16 protein-coding genes are annotated in these 21,675 nt (G+C 37.9%); 11 read left to right on the forward strand and 5 right to left on the reverse strand.

Annotated elements, in window-relative coordinates; translation table 11 throughout:
• From AC1DCD_RS01500 to AC1DCD_RS01510, 3 genes are all read left to right on the forward strand, one after another.
• A complete protein-coding gene (locus AC1DCD_RS01500; RefSeq protein WP_019035828.1) occupies positions 1–633 on the forward strand; it encodes an O-methyltransferase in 633 nt (210 codons plus the stop codon).
• 102 nt (positions 634–735) lie between these two features.
• Positions 736–1,077 carry a 30S ribosome-binding factor RbfA gene (rbfA, locus tag AC1DCD_RS01505; RefSeq protein WP_308532588.1) on the forward strand — a complete coding sequence of 114 codons (342 nt, stop codon included), beginning with the start codon at positions 736–738 and terminating at the stop codon, positions 1,075–1,077.
• Entirely contained in the window at positions 1,074–2,306 is a 1,233-nt protein-coding gene (locus AC1DCD_RS01510; protein ID WP_008448033.1) for an FtsX-like permease family protein, read from the forward strand. Before rbfA ends, AC1DCD_RS01510 begins: the two co-directional genes overlap by 4 nt.
• 156 nt (positions 2,307–2,462) lie before the next feature.
• Here AC1DCD_RS01510 and glgP read toward each other — a convergent pair whose 3' ends face one another.
• Both glgP and AC1DCD_RS01520 read right to left on the reverse strand, forming a co-directional pair.
• The gene (gene glgP / locus AC1DCD_RS01515; protein ID WP_464639477.1) at positions 2,463–5,021 is read right to left on the reverse strand and encodes an alpha-glucan family phosphorylase; all 2,559 of its coding nucleotides are present in this window, start codon (positions 5,019–5,021) and stop codon (positions 2,463–2,465) included.
• Positions 5,022–5,044: 23 nt separating this feature from the next.
• The gene (locus tag AC1DCD_RS01520; RefSeq protein ID WP_464639479.1) at positions 5,045–6,709 is read right to left on the reverse strand and encodes a glycogen/starch synthase; all 1,665 of its coding nucleotides are present in this window, start codon (positions 6,707–6,709) and stop codon (positions 5,045–5,047) included.
• 149 nt (positions 6,710–6,858) lie between these two features.
• On the opposite strand from AC1DCD_RS01520, the gene AC1DCD_RS01525 reads away from it, so the two are divergent.
• Positions 6,859–7,326, forward strand: coding sequence for a hypothetical protein (locus tag AC1DCD_RS01525; RefSeq protein ID WP_039864164.1), 468 nt, complete (start codon positions 6,859–6,861; stop codon positions 7,324–7,326).
• Between the two features lie 103 nt (positions 7,327–7,429).
• Here the strand turns inward: AC1DCD_RS01525 and nadC are convergent, their stop codons facing one another.
• The 3 genes from nadC to nadB are packed head-to-tail and all read right to left on the reverse strand — an operon-like array spanning position 7,430 to position 10,926.
• Entirely contained in the window at positions 7,430–8,302 is an 873-nt protein-coding gene (gene nadC, locus AC1DCD_RS01530; RefSeq protein WP_036855114.1) for a carboxylating nicotinate-nucleotide diphosphorylase, read from the reverse strand.
• Positions 8,303–8,321: 19 nt separating this feature from the next.
• On the reverse strand, positions 8,322–9,314 hold the full coding sequence (gene nadA, locus AC1DCD_RS01535; protein ID WP_008447992.1) for a quinolinate synthase NadA: 993 nt from the start codon (positions 9,312–9,314) through the stop codon (positions 8,322–8,324).
• 34 nt (positions 9,315–9,348) lie between these two features.
• Entirely contained in the window at positions 9,349–10,926 is a 1,578-nt protein-coding gene (nadB, locus tag AC1DCD_RS01540; protein ID WP_008448044.1) for an L-aspartate oxidase, read from the reverse strand.
• 863 nt (positions 10,927–11,789) lie between these two features.
• Between nadB and AC1DCD_RS01545 the strand changes: the two genes are divergently transcribed.
• Genes AC1DCD_RS01545 through AC1DCD_RS01575 form a run of 7 tightly spaced genes read left to right on the forward strand, consistent with a single transcriptional unit; the run spans position 11,790 to position 20,934 of the window.
• Complete coding sequence (locus AC1DCD_RS01545; protein ID WP_060932599.1) at positions 11,790–12,404, forward strand: TetR/AcrR family transcriptional regulator; 615 nt, start codon at positions 11,790–11,792, stop codon at positions 12,402–12,404.
• 25 nt (positions 12,405–12,429) lie between these two features.
• Positions 12,430–14,184 carry an ABC transporter ATP-binding protein gene (locus AC1DCD_RS01550; protein ID WP_464639483.1) on the forward strand — a complete coding sequence of 585 codons (1,755 nt, stop codon included), beginning with the start codon at positions 12,430–12,432 and terminating at the stop codon, positions 14,182–14,184.
• Between the two features lie 26 nt (positions 14,185–14,210).
• Positions 14,211–15,947 (forward strand): ABC transporter ATP-binding protein, encoded by a 1,737-nt coding sequence (locus tag AC1DCD_RS01555; RefSeq protein WP_464639485.1) that lies wholly within the window; start codon positions 14,211–14,213, stop codon positions 15,945–15,947.
• A gap of 39 nt (positions 15,948–15,986) precedes the next feature.
• Positions 15,987–18,359 (forward strand): efflux RND transporter permease subunit, encoded by a 2,373-nt coding sequence (locus AC1DCD_RS01560; RefSeq protein WP_464639487.1) that lies wholly within the window; start codon positions 15,987–15,989, stop codon positions 18,357–18,359.
• A gap of 11 nt (positions 18,360–18,370) precedes the next feature.
• Positions 18,371–19,150 carry an outer membrane lipoprotein-sorting protein gene (locus AC1DCD_RS01565; protein ID WP_464639489.1) on the forward strand — a complete coding sequence of 260 codons (780 nt, stop codon included), beginning with the start codon at positions 18,371–18,373 and terminating at the stop codon, positions 19,148–19,150.
• A gap of 1 nt (position 19,151) precedes the next feature.
• Positions 19,152–20,507: a DUF1302 family protein gene (locus tag AC1DCD_RS01570; protein WP_039864162.1), complete on the forward strand. Its 1,356-nt coding sequence runs from the start codon at positions 19,152–19,154 to the stop codon at positions 20,505–20,507.
• Positions 20,508–20,544: 37 nt separating this feature from the next.
• The gene (locus tag AC1DCD_RS01575; RefSeq protein ID WP_464639491.1) at positions 20,545–20,934 is read left to right on the forward strand and encodes a hypothetical protein; all 390 of its coding nucleotides are present in this window, start codon (positions 20,545–20,547) and stop codon (positions 20,932–20,934) included.
• The last annotated feature ends 741 nt before the right edge of the window (positions 20,935–21,675 follow it).

Consider the following 21,675-nt stretch of genomic DNA (forward strand, 5'->3'; position numbering starts at 1 on the left):
ATGATAGACGCTTTAGACAAATACATTAATAGGCATATAGACGCTGAGGGCGATTACCTACATCGTCTTTACCGTGCTACAAACATACACACACTGCATGGACGTATGGCAAGCGGGCATCTGCAAGGAAGACTATTAAAGCTACTTGTACGCATGATTCGCCCTAAGAGAATCATAGAAGTGGGAACTTTCAGCGGCTACTCTGCCCTCTGCATGGCAGAAGGTTTAGAAGAAGGAAGCAAGATTATAACATTTGAAATAAACGACGAAATGGAGGATTTTACGCGTCCATGGATAGAAAATTCTGCCTATGCTGATAAAATAGACTTCAGAATAGGAAATGCAATAGCAGAAGCTCCTCTATTAGGCGTAATGTTTGATATGGCTTTTATTGATGGAGATAAACGCACTTATATAGAAACATATCGTGCACTATTCCCTATAATAAATAGTGGTGGATATATCATTGCTGATAATACTCTATGGAATGGACATGTCATTGACCATGCCTACGATCACGATAAGCAAACTATAGGTATACGAGAATTTAACGATATGATAGCAAAAGATGAACGTATAGAAAAGGTTATCCTACCAATAAGAGATGGATTAACAGTGATAAGAAAGAAATAATTTCTAAAATAAATAATAATTAAGTAACTTTGCAATAATGAGTTCCACACTAATATAAATAATAGAAAAGGAACATCTTTATTATAAACAACCTTTTAAAAAATGCAAGAAACAAGACAAAACCGCATATCACGCTTGCTCCAAAAGGAGTTGGCAAGCATATTCCAGTCGCAAACACGCCTTTTGCATGGCGTTTTGGTTAGTGTTACACGTGTAAGAATAAGTCCAGACCTTAGTATATGTACTGCTTATTTAAGTATTTTCCCATCTGAGAAAACAGAAGAACTAATTAAAAATATCAATAAAAATGAGAAAACAATCCGATATGAATTAGGTAAACGTACACATAACCAGCTACGTATCATTCCAGAATTGAGATTCTTTGTAGATGATTCTTTAGATTATCTTGAACACATTGAGCATCTATTGAAAGATAAAAAATGAATTTTTCCTTTTACATAGCACGCCGTTATATATTCTCTAAAAAGAGTACTCATGCTATTAACGTCATCAGCCTTATCTCTGTAATTGGTGTAGCAGTGGCAACAATGGCTTTGGTAGTAGTCATGAGTGGCTTTAATGGTTTTGCAGACTTAGTAGCTTCTTTCTTTACAGGGTTTGATCCTCAAATAAAAATAGAGGCAGCCACAGGTAAAGCCATGCCTGCAGACGATCCTTTGCTAAAGAAAGTAAAGCATCTTAAAGAAGTTGCTGTATCCACAGAATGTGTAGAAGATCAGGCTTTAGCTGTCTATCACGGTAATCAAAAAATGATAATGATAAAAGGAATGGAAGCTAACCTCGACTCGCTAACACACATTAGCAATATATGCTATGGTGATGGCGACCTAAACTTAGAAACAGCCAATCTGCAATATGGGCTCTTGGGTGTTCGTGTAGCTCAAGACTTAGGTACTGGAGTGTTTTGGCGCGACTACCTATATATATATGCCCCACAACGTGAAGGACAATACGATCCTACTGACCCCACACAAAGTTTTGTAAAAGACTCTCTGATATCACCTGGATTAGTTTTCCAAGTAAAACAAAATAAATATGATGGTGGATACATTATAACCTCACTTAACTTTGCTAGACGATTGTTCAATAGACAAGGACAAATAACATCACTAGAGCTTAGAATGAAAGAGGGGGTAGACATCAATAAAATACAAGAAAAAATTAAATCTATTGTTGGGTCAAAATACACAGTAAAAAACAGATATGAACAACAAGCTGATACCTTTAATATCATGAAGATAGAAAAGCTATTTGCATATATTTTCTTAAGTTTCATATTAATGGTAGCTTGTTTTAACATCATCGGTTCACTGTCTATGTTAATGATAGATAAGAAAAATGATGTGCAAACACTTCGATGTCTGGGAGCTTCTGAAAAGCTTATAGTTCGTATTTTCCTTTTTGAAGGACGTATGATTTCACTCTTTGGAGCTATAATAGGTATATCTATAGGGCTATTACTATGCTGGCTACAACAAGTTTATGGAATAGTAAAGTTAGGTGATGCAAATAGCAACTTCGTTGTTAATGCTTACCCTGTCAGTGTACACCCCACTGATATAGTTATCATTTTCTTTACTGTTATTATAGTTGGGTGGGTAGCAGTATGGTATCCTGTAAGACACATGAGCAAGAAACTTATCAAAGAATAGTTAATCTTACTTTGTTATACAGACATAACTAAAATTTAATCTCGTAAATATTAAATTTTGTTTTATCATAAAAGTAAGCCCCTTCCTTTATACATAAAAGCATAAAGAAAGGGGCTTTCTTATGTAAATAATTCTTCTTATTTCAGTTTATAGATATTATCCTATCCATTTAACATACGCAAAGTCTTGACGATGTGGTAATTTACTATTCTTAGGATACATACGAACACCATACTTATAAGACCCTGCAACGTTAGGATTATATTCCACTTCAAAGGTATAACAATTCCCTTCTGACTTCACCATCTTAAATGGTACTACCTCGAATACATTAACATCATCAACAGGAGTGTTATATAATATAACTAACTCTAACCCAACAGCGTTCTTTAAGCCTTGCTCATCAATAGTAAAGCTTAACTTTGCCTTCTTTCCTGTAGTAACATCATGTAGAGCATCAACATTCTTAGCTACAACATTTATTGCGTCCCACTTCTCAGCTACCTGCTCTTTCCATGCAGCAAGCTCCTTTGCAAGTTTATTATCCTTAGAGCATAACTCTGCAAAACGTTTAGCCTGACGGTTATAAAACTTATCAAAGTAATCGTCTAATTGACGCTTCATAGTATAATGAGGAGCTATTGTTGCTATAGAATTCTTTACTACTTGTATCCACTCCTTTGAATAACCTGTCTTAGCGTCCTTATTAAAGAAAAGTGGAGCTATCTCGTTTTCAAGCAAACTATATATTGTAGCAGCATCAAGCTGATCCTGATAATTCTGATCTTTATAGGTGCGCTTCTCTGGTAAAGCCCAACCTGCACCTTTACGATAACCCTCTACATACCAGCCATCAAGCACAGAAAGATTAACTACACCATTCAGCTCTGCCTTTTCACCTGATGTTCCACTTGCCTCAAGTGGACGTGTAGGAGTATTCATCCATATATCTACACCCGAAACCAAACGACGAGCCAACTGCATATCGTAATCTTCCAAGAAGATTATCTTACCCAAGAATTGTGGCATTCTTGATATTTCAAAAATCTTCTTAATAAGTCCTTGACCAGCACCATCAGCTGGATGAGCTTTACCTGAGAAGAAAAATAACACAGGACGTTCAGGGTTATTAACTATCTTGTCAAGACGCTCTAAGTCTGTAAATAATAAATGAGCACGCTTATAAGTAGCAAAACGGCGACAGAAACCTATCATCAAAGCATTAGGATTAATCTTTTCTAATACCTGTACCACCTTTGCTGGATCGCCTTGGTTACGCAACCATTGTTGAGTAAACTTATCTTTTATATACTTTATAAGCTTTACTTTCAAAGCCATACGTGTTTCCCAAATCTCTGCATCTGGCACATTATATATAGCATGCCAAATGTCTTCGTTACTTTGGTCGCTCATAAAGCTCTTATCATAATACTTATCATATAGCTTACGCCACTCTGTAGCCGTCCATGTAGGAAGATGTACACCATTAGTAACATAACCTACACTGTTCTCTTCAGCAAAATAACCCTTCCAAAGTGGGGCAAACATTTTCTGACTTACCCAGCCATGCAGTTTAGATACACCATTTATTTCCTGGCAAGTGTTACATGCAAAAGTACTCATACAAAAACGTTCTGAGTGATCATCAGGATTGGTACGTCCCATTCCTATAAACTCGTCCCATGATATACCTAACTTATTAGCATATGAACCCATATACTTTCCAAAAAGTTCTTCATCGAAATAGTCGTGACCTGCTGGTACTGGAGTGTGAACTGTGTATAAACCTGATGCACGTACAAGCTCCATTGCTTCATTAAAGCTCAAACCTTCTTCACGATAATCACATAAACGTTGCAAATTACAAAGTGCGGCATGACCTTCATTACAATGGTAAACATCTTTCTTTATACCTAATTTCTTCAATGTAAGCATACCACCTATACCAAGAAGAATCTCCTGTTTTAGACGATTTTCCCAATCACCACCATATAATGCATGAGTTATAGGACGATCATACTCCGAATTATAATCATTATCTGTATCTAAAAGATAAAGCTTTATACGACCTACATTAACACGCCAAACAAGAGCTTTTACTATATAATCACGATAAGGAACCTCTACTACAAGCTGATTTCCATCCTTATCGTACTCTCGCTCTATAGGTAAAGAATTGAACTGCTGAGCATCATACTTAGCTATCTGCTGACCATCCATAGATAAGCTCTGACGGAAATATCCATAACGATAAAGAAAACCTACAGCGCAGAGGTCTACATTAGAATCAGATGCTTCCTTTAAGTAATCACCTGCTAACATTCCAAGACCACCAGAATAAATTTTCAACACCTGATTAAGCCCATATTCCATAGAGAAATAAGCCACTGAAGCACGCTTAGCATTAGGCTTAACATCCATATATGCACGAAACATCTTATACACTTCATCTACGTGTTTCATCAATGTCTTATCCTTAACAATAGCTTCCAAACGCTCAAGACTTAAACGTTCAAGGAGCAAAACAGGATTATGTCCAACCTGCTCATACAAGTCCTCATCAAGACTCTTAAATAAATTACGTGCCTGATATGTCCATGCCCACCACATATTATGAGCAATTTCATTAAGACATACTAACTCTTTGGGAAGAGTTGATTTAACGTTTAACTCAGTCCACTGAGGTTCGTTAGTGTAATCTGACTTAATCTTCATTTTAGTTTTTGTTTATTATTTTATTATTCTATTATTTCTAATGCTGCCAAACGATCGTGTGCCTTACGCAAAGCATAATCATAAGCTACATCGTAATACTTTATAAATTTGCTCCAAAGAGCTTTTTTCGACAATTTATAAGCTGCAGTTCTGCATTTATTAGCCTCTTTACTATCCATTGCAGCATATTTAACTATCGCTGATTTAATCTCCTCTATAACTTCATTATAGTTATAATCAGTACGATACACTACCTCTACACCGTCTTCTATCGTACTTTTACCATTATTCTCCTTATTTGCCCATAAGCCAAAACCTGCGAGATTAGTGGTTATACAAGGCACTTTAAAAGCAACAGACTCTAACGGTGTATATCCCCACGGCTCATAATAAGATGGATATACACAAAGATCATTGCCTATAATAAGGTCGTAATAATCCATATTAAATACGCCATCATTACCTGTTAGATAACACGGTATAAAGATAATCTTTACCTTACTATCTCCTCCATTAGATATATTCAGAGAACGAAACTTGTTTAATATACTATCTTCTTCTCCATTATTCAGCCAATGGGTAATATAAGGAGCATCTAAAGGATTGGTATATTTGTTTCCACTTTGCAACCTTTCTATTAGATCTTGTCGAGGACTATTAACCCAAGCAGGCACTTCTATAAAAGCCACAACTTCTCTATCGAAATAAGAATCTTTACTAAGACTGTTGAGAGCATCTATAAAAACATCTATTCCTTTATTACGAAACTCATACCTACCCGATGTAGATATTATAAGCGTATCATTTCCAAGACGAGTTCCTAAAAGAGCATTTGCAACTTCCAATAACCTCTTCCGTGCTAAAGAACGATGCTTTAAAAAAGCACTTCCCTTTGGTACAAACCCATCTTCAAACCCATTTGGTAGTACCACATCTACAGGTTTATCAAGCAACTCTGCACATTCCTTTGCAGTAATATCGCTCACTGTTGTAAAACAATCTACATTATGAGCTGTACTTTTTTCAATGGAATGCTTACTTTCCATATTCAATTCACGAGCCATTTGGTCGCCATTATAAGCCCAAAGATAATCATAAAGAGGCTTATTATTACCTGCAATACTACGCCCAATACAAGTAGCATGAGTTGTAAAGATGGTCGCTACTTCGGGTAGAGACTGCTGAAGTAATAGAGCAGCAAAACCCGTTTGCCACTCATTAGCATGAAAAACCACCTTATTTTCTTTAGATAAATAAAAACGATAGAAGCTTTCTACTACCTGAGATACTGCCAAAGAAAACAGTGCCGATTCGTCATAATCGCCATAAGCATGCAGACTATCTACCTGATATGTATTCCATAACTGGGTAAAAAAATCGTTTTTTATACTATTTAAATGATTATAAGCTACCAAAAAAGCAACTGGACGACCTGGAATATCCCAACGTCCAACCTTTACTTTAAGCCCTTCTTCCTTAGCTTTCTTCTGCCAAGAACCATAAAGAGTATTATCTTCTTTAAAATATAATGAATTATCTCCTCCACTAAAATCAGGACCTATAAATATCAAATTATCTTTTAATCTTTCTTGCAACGTCTTAGAACGTGTTGAAAGAACAGTATAAATACCGCCTACTTTATTACATACTTCCCAACTAGTTTCAAAGATAAAATCCGGAAATAACATTTTTATAACCTATATTATTACTAAATACTTTGGGGTACAAAGATACCATAAATAAAAAGAAAGCGCAATTTTAAACCTTTTATTTTGTGAAACCTTATATAATTACTTGATTTAAAATAGTATCTTTGCAAAAAATAAGCGAAAAAGTTATGAAAAAAGCAAAAATAATATCTATAATAACACTCATCTCTTTATCATTAACGATAAAAGCACAAACGGTAGATAATAAACAAAACAACCAATCATCAGCACTTACTACTGGAGTAAATCCTTTTAAAGCTCATTTGGTAAACGATGAATATCAGGTATGGCTGGATATTGATTTTATAAAAAACAGCATCAAAATACCTGGTCAGGAGATATTAGGAAACCTACCTGGATATTTTGGTGCAAAGCGTGATACACGCAAATGGATAATTTCAGAAGCCACAATAAAGGGAAATACAGCCAAACTTATCATCATAAACGATTATGGTTCAGAAGATTTAACAGCCGAATTACGTATTAACAAGAATGGCACATACTCTCTAAAGCAGCTTTCTGGCAGTACTATAAAGATAGTAGTAAACAATAAATGGCTAAAAATACCTAAAGAAATAGTATTCATTAGAAAGTAAGCTATACTATTATAACTATAATATAATAATATGCTTACTTACATTAAGACTATCATATAAACATAGCTTTCATAATGATCTTTTAATAAAGCTCTTATTGTTTCTATATTTTCAGCTTACTGCTTCCTGTTGCTTTCAGGCTCATGTCTAAGCACTTTACGCTATGCGTTAATGCTCCAAAGGAAATGAAATCAACTCCAGCCTTAGCATATGGTATCATATTTTCATAAGTTATACCTCCACTCGACTCTGTTTCACATCTTCCATTTACTATCTTTACCGCTTTTGCAGTTTCTTCTGGTGTGAAATTGTCAAACATTATCCTATCACACCCTTCCAATAGAGCCTCTTCTAATTCTTTAAAATCACGAACTTCACACTCTATCTTTAAGTCTTTCCCTTTATCTTTGCAATATTTCTTTGCTTTTGATATAGCGTTATGTACACCTCCACAGAAGTCTATATGATTGTCTTTTAATAAGATCATATCAAATAAGCCTATTCGGTGATTCATTCCTCCACCTATTTTTACAGCTTCCTTCTCTAACATTCTCATGCCCGGTGTAGTCTTCCTTGTATCCAGAACTCGTGTCTTTGTTCCTGCATCTATCAAAGCTTGTTGATACTTATGCGTCATTGTTGCAATACCACTCATTCTTTGAAGAACATTTAAAAGAAGTCTTTCCGTTTGCAATATACTTTGAACTTTACCTTTTACAGATAGTACAATATCGCCCGGCTTAACTTTTTCGCCATCGTTAATAAAGACTACTACCTCAAGCTCTGGATCAAACATGTGAAATATTTCTTTTGCAATGTTTATACCTGCAAATATTCCTTCTTCTTTTATTAACAACTTGCTTTCACCTATAGCATCTTTGTCTATACAACAAAGGGTGGTATGATCTCCATCACCTATATCCTCGTTAAAAGCAAGTTCTAATAATCTCCTATTACATTCTTTTTTTGAAAACATATATTATACTCCTATATTCTTATAATCTTAATCTTTTTGATATTTCTAACATCTTATTTATAGGTCTTATAGCTTTTTCGGCTATATCTTTATCTACCTCTATATTAGGCCACTCGTACTTCAAGCAATTATATAACTTTTCTATAGTTATCAATTTCATAAAATTACACTCATTACATGCACAAGTACTATCATCTGGCGGGGCTGGTATAAATGTTTTTTGCGGTGCCGATTTCTGCATTTCATGTAATATTCCACTTTCTGTTGCAACAATAAATTCTTTAGCACTATCAGTAATACTAAACTTCAATAATGCTGCTGTACTACCAACTTTATCAGCTAATCTTAATATAGGACCTTTACATTCCGGGTGTGCCAGTATCTTAGCCTTTGGAAAATCCTTTTTTAATTCTAATATTCTCTCTACAGAAAATTTTTCATGTACATGACATGCTCCGTTCCAAAGTAACATATTTCTACCTGTTAGCTTGTTAATATAACTGCCCAAGTTTTCATCAGGCCCAAAGATTATAGGTGTATCTTTAGGAAACGACTCTACTATTTGCCTTGCATTACTACTTGTTACAACAACATCAGTAACAGCTTTAGTTGCTGCAGTAGTATTAACATAACTAATAACAACATGATGAGGATGGGCTTTTACAAACTTTTTAAATTCATCAGCTGGGCAGCTTTCTGCCAAAGAGCAAGATGCATTCAAATCTGGAACAAGAACTACTTTGTCCGGACAAAGTATTTTATTTGTTTCTCCCATAAAATGCACACCACACATAACTATTATTTTAGCGTCAGTAGCTGCTGCTTTTTGAGCCAAAGCAAGACTATCTCCTACAAAATCAGCTACTTCTTGTATTATACTCTCCGTATAATAATGAGCCATGATGATAGCATCTTTTTCTTTACACAGCTTGCGTATTTCGCTTTTAATGTTTGCTTTATCAGGTATAGGCTCATCGATAAAACCTTTATCTATCCATTCCTGTTTTATCATAACTTTTTTCTTATTCTTACGGCGTTATTTTATTTTAATCATGCCTCGGATAATCTATTGTATAATGAAGCCCTCTACTCTCTTTACGCTCTATAGCTTGACGTGCTATAAGATAACCAACATTTATCATATTTCTTAATTCACAAATGTCTTTTGTTGGTTTTACACGCTTAAACAATTCTTCCGTTTCTTCATATAACAAATCAAGACGTTTTAAAGCTCTTTGCAAACGAAGGTTGCTACGCACTATACCTACATAGTTCGACATTATTTGCCCCACCTCTCGCTCATCTTGAGCTATCAAAACTTTCTCCTCATTAGTCATAGTACCATCATCATTCCAAAGAGGAACAGAATCGTTTATACTATAACCGTCTATTACTTTCATAACATGGTTAAAGGCTGACTTAGCATATACTACAGCCTCTATTAAAGAGTTGCTCGCCAATCTGTTACCGCCATGTAACCCTGTGCAAGAACATTCTCCAATGGCATATAATCTCTTTATAGAGCTTTCCCCGTTTAAATCTACCTTAATTCCTCCGCACATATAATGTGCACTTGGACAAACAGGAATATATTGTTTTGTAATATCAATACCTATTGATAAACATTTTTCATATATATTAGGGAAATGCTTACGTGTTTCATTTGCATCTTTATGCGTTACATCTAAACATACATGATTAAGCCCATGTATTTTCATCTCTCTATCAATGGCTCTTGCAACGATATCTCTTGGTGCTAACGATAAACGTGGGTCGTATTTATGCATAAACTCCTCTCCCGTAGGTAAACGTAAAATAGCCCCATAGCCTCTCATTGCTTCTGTAATAAGATATGCGGGGTGAGTTTCTGCTGGATTAAATAATACTGTTGGGTGAAATTGCACAAACTCCATATCTTTAACTGTGCCTTTAGCTCTATAAACCATAGCGATACCATCACCTGTGGCTATATTAGGATTAGATGTTGTAGCATATATAGCACCTACTCCTCCTGTAGCCATAACCGTTACTTTACTAAGGAATGTGTCCACCTTATTTGTTTCAGGATTTAGCACATACGCTCCAAAACATTCTATGTCTGGTGTCTTACGAGTTACTTTTACTCCTAAATGGTGTTGAGTAATTATTTCTACAGCATAATAGTGTTCAAAAACTGTTATATTCTTATTTTGCTTTACTGCTTCCAATAGTTTTTTCTGAATTTCGTTACCTGTATCATCAGCATGATGAAGAATACGAAACTCGCTATGACCACCTTCTTTATGCAAATCATAGTTTCCTTGAGGAGTTTTGTCGAAATTTACTCCCCACTCTACTAAATCTTTTATAGCTTCAGGAGCATTACGAACAACGTTCTCTACGGCCTTTCTGTCTGAAATAAAGTCGCCAGCTATCATGGTATCTTCTATATGCTTTTCAAAGTCGTCCACCTTAAAATTTGTTACAGAAGCTATACCTCCTTGCGCTTTAGACGTGTTAGATTCTTCAAGTGATGTCTTACATATTAAGGCAACTTTCCCTTTACCACTGTTTGCAGCTTTAAGTGCAAAACTCATTCCTGCTATTCCACTACCGATAACAAGAAAATCAAAATTATGTTTCATTTTAATACATAAGTTATTTTGTATACCGTAATAAATTAATTTTCAGCAGAATAAGTGCCTGAACAACTATATAATTGCTCATAATCTTAACAAGTCGTGAATTTTACTTAGCGTAGTATCTAAAAAAAATAACAGCAAACTCAACAACTCGTATGGCAAAAATACAAATAATTTCCGACAAACTATTTATTTTTAAAGATATTTTCTCCATCAAAAAAAACAAATTATAATCATATACCTTATAATAATGATATTTAAACAAGGAAGAAAACACGGTTTCAACTTACTAAAACTAAGCTATTACACAATAATAAGTAATATTTAATGTAAAAACAAGATATATTTGAAAAACAAAAATAGGTTATTTTTAATGGAAAAATAAATTAAAAACACTCAAAAAATAACTTATTTTTCATTCTTATACATTGTCTTTTATCTCTACAAACACCATTTTTTTGTCTACAAAACTATTCTTTAAGCACTAATAAACTTATTATACATCAACAGTTTAGCTAATATTATGTTATTTTTTATGAAAGTAAAAGTTATGAAATAAAGACAGAATAAAAAATAAGACTTTTAATATTTACAATTCACTTATAAAAAGTTATTTCTCAAAAACAGCAAAATACCTATTTTTTGGTATTGTTACATTATAAATCCATTATTATCTTTGCATCGAATTAATTATCCATGCTGATGATAAAAAGTAAACATTACATATCACTGGAAAATAGAATCTCTTTAAACCAGGCGCACCGTTCAAAAAAACGGTGCGCTTTTTTTATGAACATAACGAAACATTGTTCATTATTAACAAACAATTACTTTCCCAATACTACTCATAGCTTTTATTATAGATTATGCAGATATTAAAAAACGACATAAAGCAACGCATTTTAAACATTGCTCGAGAAGAGTTTCTTGCACACGGCGTAAGAGATACTTCCATTCGCACAGTGGCACGAAAGGCAGGTATTGCCGTTGGCAACATATACAATTACTTTCGTAGTAAAGACAAATTGTTTTGTGAAGTGCTTTCTCCTCTTATAAAAGTACTTAACAAACACATACTATCACATAATGATGAAAAATTCCTCTCAATAGATGTTTTCAGTATGAGGCAACGACAAATAGATTATATCTTAAACATGTTATCCATTATAAAGGATTTTCGTCCAGAGCTACGCCTACTTCTATTCAAATCGGAAGGAACATCATTACAAGGGTATAAAGAAAAAATGATAGATAAACAAATGCAAGGGGGTATAGAATACATACGCTTAATGAAGGAACGCTATCCACATCTTAACAGCAACATATCACCGCTGCTAATTCACATCACTTGTTCTACGTGGATAACAGTTTTCTGCGAGATAGTAGAACACGAAGATTACAGCGACGAGGATATCAAAGTTGCCATGGAGCAGTACATGGACTTTAGCATGGCAGGGTGGAAAGCATTACTGAAACCATAAAACTATTTTTTTTAAACAAGTATATATGATAACAACACTAAAACGTTTAGGAGCTTACATGGGAGGGCGCAAATACTTGCTGCCATGCTCCGTAGGACTATCAGCAGTAAACGGACTGCTATCCCTAATTCCATTTATCCTGTTATGGATAATAGTACGCACACTACTAACAGCTAAAGGCAACCTCTCAAGCACACCTCTTGTAGACTATGCCTTATGGGCTTTCCTCATATCGGTGGCAAACGTGTTGCTATATTTCATTGCCCTGATGTTCTCACACTTAGCTGCCTTTCGTGTGGAAACCAACATGAGACGTAAGGGCATGGAACAGCTTTTAAAAGCTCCTATAGGCTTCTTCGATACTCAAAACACGGGGCGTATGCGCAAAATCATAGATGAAGATTCTGCACAGACCCACCAGTTTGTAGCACACATATTGCCAGACGTAGCAAGCTCCATAGTAGCCCCCATTGGAGTAATAATACTTCTTCTCGTAATAGACTGGCAACTTGGATTAGCGTCAATGGTGCCCATAGTATGCGCATTTGGCATAATGGGATTTATGATGGGCGGCAAAAACTACCAATTCCAGCGACAATATCTCGACGCACAAGAAAAGATGAGTGCAGAGGCTGTGGAATATGTAAGAGGTATTCCTGTAGTAAAAGTATTTCAACAAACCGTATTCTCTTTCAAAAAATTCTACAACAGCATTATTAGCTACCGCGACCTTAGCACCAAATTTGTTCTTATGTGGCGCACACCAATGTCTGCTTACACCACCATTATAAACGCTTTGGCATTCTTTCTTATACCCATTGGAATCATACTCATAGGGCATGGAAAACAAGCAGGGATAGTAATATCGGATATTATATTATATGTCCTCATATCACCTGTCATAGCGTTAAACATAATGCGAGCAATGTATCTCGGACAACATCTCTTTATGGCTAAAGAAGCATTAAGCAGACTGGAAGGGCTTGTATGTGTAAAACCACTTTCAGAAAGCACAAAAGCACAAAAATCTAAAAAGTTTGACATTAGTCTGCACGATGTATCTTTCCGTTATGAAGGAGCTAACAAAGACGCAGTGAGCCACATCAATCTTACCATTCCCGAAGGAAAAACCGTTGCGCTTGTAGGAGCGTCGGGTAGCGGAAAGACCACCATAGCAAGATTGATACCCCGCTTTTGGGACGTATGTCATGGCAGCGTTACCATAGGCGGCATAGATGTAAGAAATATGAGCAAGGACGAGCTTATGCGCAACGTGTCGTTCGTATTCCAAAACATACGACTATTCAAAACATCTATATTAGAAAACATACGATACGGTAATCCAAATGCTACAACAGATGATATTAACCGAGCCATTGACTTATCACAGAGCCGCGAAATTATTAACAATCTGCCACAAGGCATAAACACTATAATAGGTAGCGAGGGTACTTATCTCTCAGGAGGAGAACAACAGCGCATAACACTTGCCCGAGCCATACTTAAAGACGCACCTATCATAGTGCTCGACGAGGCTACTGCCTTTGCCGACCCTGAAAACGAACATCTCATTCGTAAAGCACTATCACATCTTACACATGGCAAAACAGTATTAATGATAGCACATAGACTAACCACCGTGCAAGAAGCCGACAACATTGTCGTAATAGATAACGGAAAAATAGCCGAGCAAGGTACACACAGCGACCTTATAGCTAAAAAAACGCTATATTACAACATGTGGAATGAATACAAAAAGTCAGTTACTTGGAAATTATAACCCATCACTAAAAAACATATATCACTATGATAAAATATCTTCAACAACGCTTTGCTCTTACCAATAAAGGAGCAAAAGACATGATACGAGGCATCATATTTTCTACATTGCTCAACTTTGCTTTAATGCTGCCACCATGCTACTTGTTTTTCTTCCTAACAGAACGCATCGACAATAATTCGCTATCACAACATCATCAACTGGTATTCTACCTGATATTAGCTATTGTCTTAGCTGTAATAATGTTTATTATTACAAGATGGCAATACGATAGTACCTACACCACCATTTATGCTGAAAGCGCACGAAGACGCATAAGCATGGCTGAAAAGCTACGCCGCCTACCTTTGGCCTTCTTTGGAGAACGTAACTTGTCAGATCTAACCTCTACGGTAATGGAAGACTGCACCATGCTGGAACAAATCTTTTCACACTCCATTCCACAGATATTTGCTTCCGTGGCGAGCATAACACTCATAGCTATAGGCTTATTCTGTTACGACTGGCGATTAGCCATTACCCTATTCTATGTAGTTCCGTTAAGTATTGTAACATTATTTTTTGCACGCCAAAGATTAGAGAAAGCCTATGACAAGTTATATCATATTAAAAGAGGTGTAACAGAACAAATACAAGAGGGCTTAGAATGTGTACAAGAAATAAAATCATACAATGGAGAGGAAGCATATAACAATAGTTTTGACGAAAGACTGAAAGAATATGAGAAAAATTTAATTAAACATGAGTCGATAGCAGGTGTTATAGTAAACTTTTCTTTTGTACTAATAAAGTTAGGTATGCCATCAGTTATACTTGTGGGAGCATGGCTTTTACAACATGGAGAAGTATCTATATTCCACTACTTTGCTTTCCTCATCGCCTCGGCTATGGTGTACAACCCCATAATGGAGGTATGTACCAATATTGTTACACTCAACTTTTTAGATGTTCGCATCAAACGCATGAAAGAAATAAATGCTATGCCCACACAAGAGGGAAAGAAAGATGTAAGCATTACCAATTATGACATTGAGTTTCACAATGTATGTTTTGCATACGAAAGTAACAAACAAGTATTACAAAACGTTTCGTTCACAGCACGACAAGGAGAAATAACAGCACTTGTAGGATCATCTGGAGGAGGAAAAAGCACTGCTGCCAAGCTCGCTGCACGCTTTTGGGACACAAATAGTGGTAAGATAACACTGGGCGGACACGACATCTCTGGTATTGAACCAGAGACGTTGCTTAAAAACTATGCCGTAGTGTTTCAAGACGTTATGCTATTTAATGCCTCCGTTGCCGACAACATACGCATAGGAAAACGCAACGCCACAGATGAAGAAATAAAGCACGCCGCTCAGTTAGCACAGTGCGATGAATTTATAAGTCGTATGCCACAAGGTTATAACACCATAATAGGCGAAAACGGAGAAACGCTCTCTGGAGGTGAACGGCAACGCATATCAATAGCACGAGCCTTACTGAAAAACGCTCCTATAATACTTTTAGACGAAGCAACTGCAAGTTTAGATGCCGAAAACGAAACAAAAATACAAGCAGGAATATCCGAACTTGTACGTAACAAGACCGTCATCATCATTGCCCACCGTATGCGCACCGTCAGAAATGCCGATCATGTAGTAGTGCTATCTGGCGGAAAAGTCGTAGAACAGGGCACACCCGACGAACTAATGGCACAAAGTGGAGTATTCTGCAAAATGGTAAAAATGCAACAAGATACTACTTCTACAAACATCTAATCATAAACAAAAGTAGAAACAACGTAAAAGGAATAAATCATGAAAATAGAAAAAATCAACAACCTTTTCAGGCTGTTGGCCAGCTGGATTTTGAGCCATCGGCTTGTTGTGGGTGCGCTGTCTGTAGTGGTCATCGCCTTTTCGCTCGTTGGAGCGAAGCGCATCGTAATGAAAACCTCGTTCGACGACTATTTCCTAAGCGACGACCCCATGCTGCTAAAGACCAACGAGTTCAAGTCTATTTTTGGTAACGACTACTATGTAGCAGTGCTTGTGAAGAACAAGGATATCTTCTCCAAACACAGTCTAACACTCATTCGTGAGCTGAGCAACGAACTGAAAGATAGCTTATCGTATGCCGACAAGGTAACATCGCTCACCGATATTGAGTTTGCCTCTGGTACAGAAGAAGGTATGACCATAGAGCAGATTGTACCAGAGCAGATTCCATCGGATGCAGCTGGACTGAAAAAAATCAAGCAAAAGGCTTACAGCAAACCCTATCTGGCGAAGAAAATGGTATCGACAGATGGAACAATGACATGGATAATGGTAAAGCTGCGTCCCTTTCCAGCAGACAGTGTTTGGAAAAAGACAAGCGACATGGCTCCCGACATGGTTACTGGCAGGGAAACTGGACATATCATAGGCAAGGAAAAATATGCAGAACTATCGCCCGCTGCCGCAGGAATGCCTTATCTGAGCTATGAAAAGGTGGTCTATCTCAAGGGCGAAATGGGACGATTGTTCCTCTTCGCATTTATCATCTCTATTGTGGTAATGCTCATCGTAACTCGTTCGCTACGCGGAGTAATAGCACCATTGCTAACATCTATCTTAGGACTGCTCATCAGCTTTGGCATCATCGGCTGGACAGGCATCTACATAGACATGACAACCATGATGATAGCCGTCATTCTCACCTTTGCTTGCTCCATTGCATACAACATACACCTATACAACTTCTTCAAGACTCGCTTCGTAGAAACAGGTAAGCGCAGGCTATCCATCATCGATGCTATGGGAGAGACTGGTTGGGGCGTATCGCTCTCGGCACTCACCACCGTAGCTGCCATGATGACTTTCCTTTCTATGAACATCGTACCCATGCAGGCTATTGGCCTCAATACATCAATCTGTCTGCTCGCTGTATTAATTACCTGCCTCTTCATCACTCCCATTCTGCTATCGTTTGGCAAGGATAGAAGACCAGCCGCCAACATGTCGAAAAGTTTTGAGGGCTATATTGGCAATCGGTTTGAGCGATTCGGGAGCTTTGTCATACGCAATCATCGATGCATTGTCGCTTTGTCGGTGGTGCTGACTATTTTCTGTGGTATCGGGCTATTCTTCATAGAACCAGCGTTCGACATTGAGAAGACAATGGGTAGAAAAGTGCCTTACGTCAACAAATTCCTCAATCTTTGCGAAACGGAACTCGGCTCCATGTATGCCTACGATTTGATGATTACGCTGCCGCACGACAACGATGCCAAGAAACCAGAAAATTTACAGAAGCTCGACCTATTATCAAAAATTGCTGATGGTTACAAGCTAACTAAACGCCACAACTCCATCACTGACATTGTGAAAGACATGAATTGCACTCTAAACGGAAACAAGCAACAATTTTACACCATTCCCAACAATGCCGATATGGTAGCGCAACTGCTGTTACTATACGAAAACGCTGGAGGAACGGAGTCGGAATACTGGATGGACTACAACTATAAACGGCTAAGGCTACAAATAGAACTTAAAGACTACAACTCCAACGAAGCGGAAAAGGAAATGAACAACCTTCAGACAGAGGCAAGCCGTCTCTTCCCCGATGCACACGTTTCAGTAGTGGGAAATGTTCCACAATTCACCGTCATGCAACAGTATGTGGAGCGAGGGCAAATGTGGTCTATGATACTATCGGTACTGGTTATTGGCATTATCCTCGTTCTGATTTTTGGAAACTGGAAAGTGGGACTCGTAGGTATGATACCCAACATAGCCCCTGCCATTATCGTAGGTGGAATGATGGGCTGGCTCGGCTACCCACTCGACATGATGACCGCTTCGCTAATCCCGATGATATTGGGTATCGCTGTCGATGACACCATTCATTTCATTAACCACAGTCATGTGGCATACGACAAATATGGCAACTACAAAACAGCCATCAACCGCACCTTCCGCACCGAAGGACTTGCCATTGTAATGTCCACTGTCGTCATCTCGGCTACATTCATGGGATTCGTCTTCTCCGATGCCACACAAATGTGCAATTGGGGCATACTGGCAGTGGCTGGAATGGTATCGGCTTTGTTGGCTGACCTCTTCCTTACCCCTATCCTCATAGACTATCTCCACATATTCAAGCAAGAGAAAGCAAACATAAACAACACTCAAAATAACAATTAAAACAAAAAAATATGAAAACAAGAAATTTTACATTGCTGCTCATCGCCCTATTGGCAATTGGCAGCGCACAGGCAGCAGGACTGTCTGGTAGGGATATTATGCAAAAAGTAAAAAACAGACCTGATGGCGACACACGCTACGCTAACGTAGAGATGACACTCATTCAGCGAAGTGGACACAAGCGAATCAGAAAACTCGAATCATGGGCAATGGACATAGGCAAGGACACTAAGAAAATTATGTTTTTCACTTATCCTGGAGATGTGAAGGGAACAGGATTCCTCACATGGGAGTACGACAATCCTCGTAAGGTGGACGACAAGTGGCTCTATCTGCCTGCCATGAAAAAGACAAGACGCATCAGCGGTAAGTCGTCGAAGACCGACTACTTTATGGGTAGCGACTTTACCTACAACGACATGAGTATGCGCAGTGTAGACGAGGAACTACACCAGCTCCTGCGAGAAGAAAACTTAGGCGGACACAGATGCTGGGTGGTGCAGTCGATTCCTAACGACAAGGACGAAATCTATGCACGTCGAGTAACGTGGATAAGACAGGACTGTTTGATGGCTGTCAAGGCAGAATATTACGACAAACTAAACAAGCTACACCGCCGACTCTCTATCTCCAATATCGACAAAGTACAGGGATTCTGGACGATGCACCTCATGCTAATGGAAAATGTGCAGACGGGTCACAAGACCATCATTCGCATGGATAACCAGCGATTCAACATCAAGGTGGCACCCAATCTCTTCACCGTTTCCAAATTGGAGAAAGGACTCTGATATGAAAACACTCTGGTTATGTATGCTATTGCTTGTGCCTATGTTCTCGGCACAAGCATCAGCCCAAATAGACACACTGCAAACAGAGAACGACACTATTGTTTGTAAAGATAGCATTAACAATTTAGAAAACACTGTCTATAGTTCGGAAAGAGTTTCGCAAGAAGCGGCCGAAACTACCAATGATAATAATTTACAGTTACAGCTGAAAGGTTTTCTTGATACCTATCACGCCATAAGGACAGAGGGAACAGCCGAGTGGATGGCATCGAGGACTCGAGTACGAGGAGAGCTGAAACTTGAAAAAGGGGCAGCTTCACTCTTTGTGTCACTGAACGCTATCTACAACGGTATACTCAAAGCACACACGCAACTGGAGCTGCGCGAGGCTTATCTTACATACGAAAAGGGTAATCTTGACCTGCGTGTAGGAAGGCAGATTGTAGTATGGGGGGTAGCAGATGCACTGCGACTTACCGACTGTGTGTCGCCGTTCGACTATACCGAATTTCTCGCACAGGACTATGACGACATTCGTATGCCTGTCAATTCCCTACGTGCTAAGTATACAATAAAAATGGTTACGATTGAGGCTGTATGCAATCCTGTAACCGATTTCTTCATACTGCCCACTGATAAGCGCAATCCATGGGCTATACGCCTGTCGTCCTCACAATTACCCTATACAATAGATTTAGAAAGCGGAAAACCCAAAAAACAACTAAAGAATATGGAGTTTGGCGGACGCATAAGCGTAAACCTAAGTGGAATAGATTTCTCTGTGAGTGGCTTGCGGACGTGGAACAAGCAGCCTGCCTTTTGCACTAAACTGACGGCTGACGGAAAATCACTTCTCATAACCGGTCAGTACCACCGTATGACTATGCTCGGTGCCGACTGCTCTATGCCCATAGGTAAGTGTGTTGTCCGTGCCGAAATAGCCGACTATATAGGCGAGGCGCAGAGTGTAATCTTGGGGCAAAATGCTGTGCAACGCAACTCTCTCAACGCCCTTGCAGGACTTGATTTGTATCTGAGCAACAACTGGAACATAAGCCTTCAGTACTGCCACAAATACACTTCGGGCAACCTTGACGGACTTTCTGCCTATCACAATGCAGGACTTGCCACCGCACGGCTTGCAAAAGAACTGCTACACAACACGCTGAAAATATCTACCTTTGCCTACATTGATGTAACAGACGGTGGTATCTTCAATCGCTGCTCGGCTTCCTATTCACTTAACGACCAAATAGAGCTTACCGCTGGCTACGACTATTTCCATGCCGACAAAGGTAAGTTCGCTATGTACAATAAAAACTCTGAAACATGGGTAAAAGTTAAATACAGTTTCTAAAAATAGGTTAGTCAGAGCCGATTTCACAAAAAAGATATTGTCTGATACTACCACCGAAGATAAAACAGAAATAGCAGGAACAACAATTCGTATTCTTTCGCCAGTCTTACAGCAAGGACATGGAAAAGTTTGGAAAGGAAACTATTCAGGAAAGACAATTGATTTCAAAGTCTTAGACAAGGAGTTCTTGGAACAAGTTTATAATATTGGGACAAATACAGTGATAACTTGTACTCTTATTACTATTACAAAAAAGAAAGTAGAGAATGGAGAACACACAAACTTAAAACCTGAATATGCAGTGAAAGATATTCTCCAGTGGGAAGATGACAATACCTTTAAGAACAGTACCAAACGATATAAGAAAATTAAGGCTAACGAGCAACAGTTAGATTTATTTAATCAAGATCAAATCCAATATAAATAAGAGTTTTACTAAAAACGTATAAAGAAAGATTATAAACTAAGCTTACTGAAATTTGATTCCATGCTAATACTCTTGAAATTGTCTTATAAGACAATTTTTGCTATCTAATAGCTATTGATAATTAGATCGCTACTGAGATGGCTTTTTGAGTAAGAAAAACCATAATCGGGTAGGAGGTAAATGTTATTCATAAAAGGCATTTACCTCCTACTTTCACATTTACCTACCTCCCACACCACCGTACGTGCCGTTCGGCATACGGCGGTTTTTCATACTTTTACACCTCACGGTATGTGGCAAGTTATTTTCAGCTATCCATTTGAGTAACGTCACTTCCATTCTATTGTCGGATTCCGTTCTATCGCCTTAGATAGAGAACTCCTTTCGGATATCTGACGAAGAGATTCGTAGAGTAACATTCATTTACTATTACACTGAACGTGTAGGCACACGTACCTTGGGGACTATGACCTCTGCTAACCTCTAACGGCAACCTTTACTCCGCTTCTTTCGTAAAAACAACTATTAGAAACGTCCGTGAGACCTCCTCGGATAAGAACATTATCTTTCCATCTTATACCTACTTCATTTAGACCAGCCGTTCCGAATAGCTATAGGGCTTTGGTTTGTTTTGCAATCTTATCCACGGTTATATGCCTTATATGGGTCAATCGTAAAACCCAGTTGCAAGCCCTCTCCTCTCAGGCACATAATTTCATAAGTATTTGTTATCTTTGCATC

Source organism: Prevotella sp. C0209C1, from assembly GCF_056583855.1.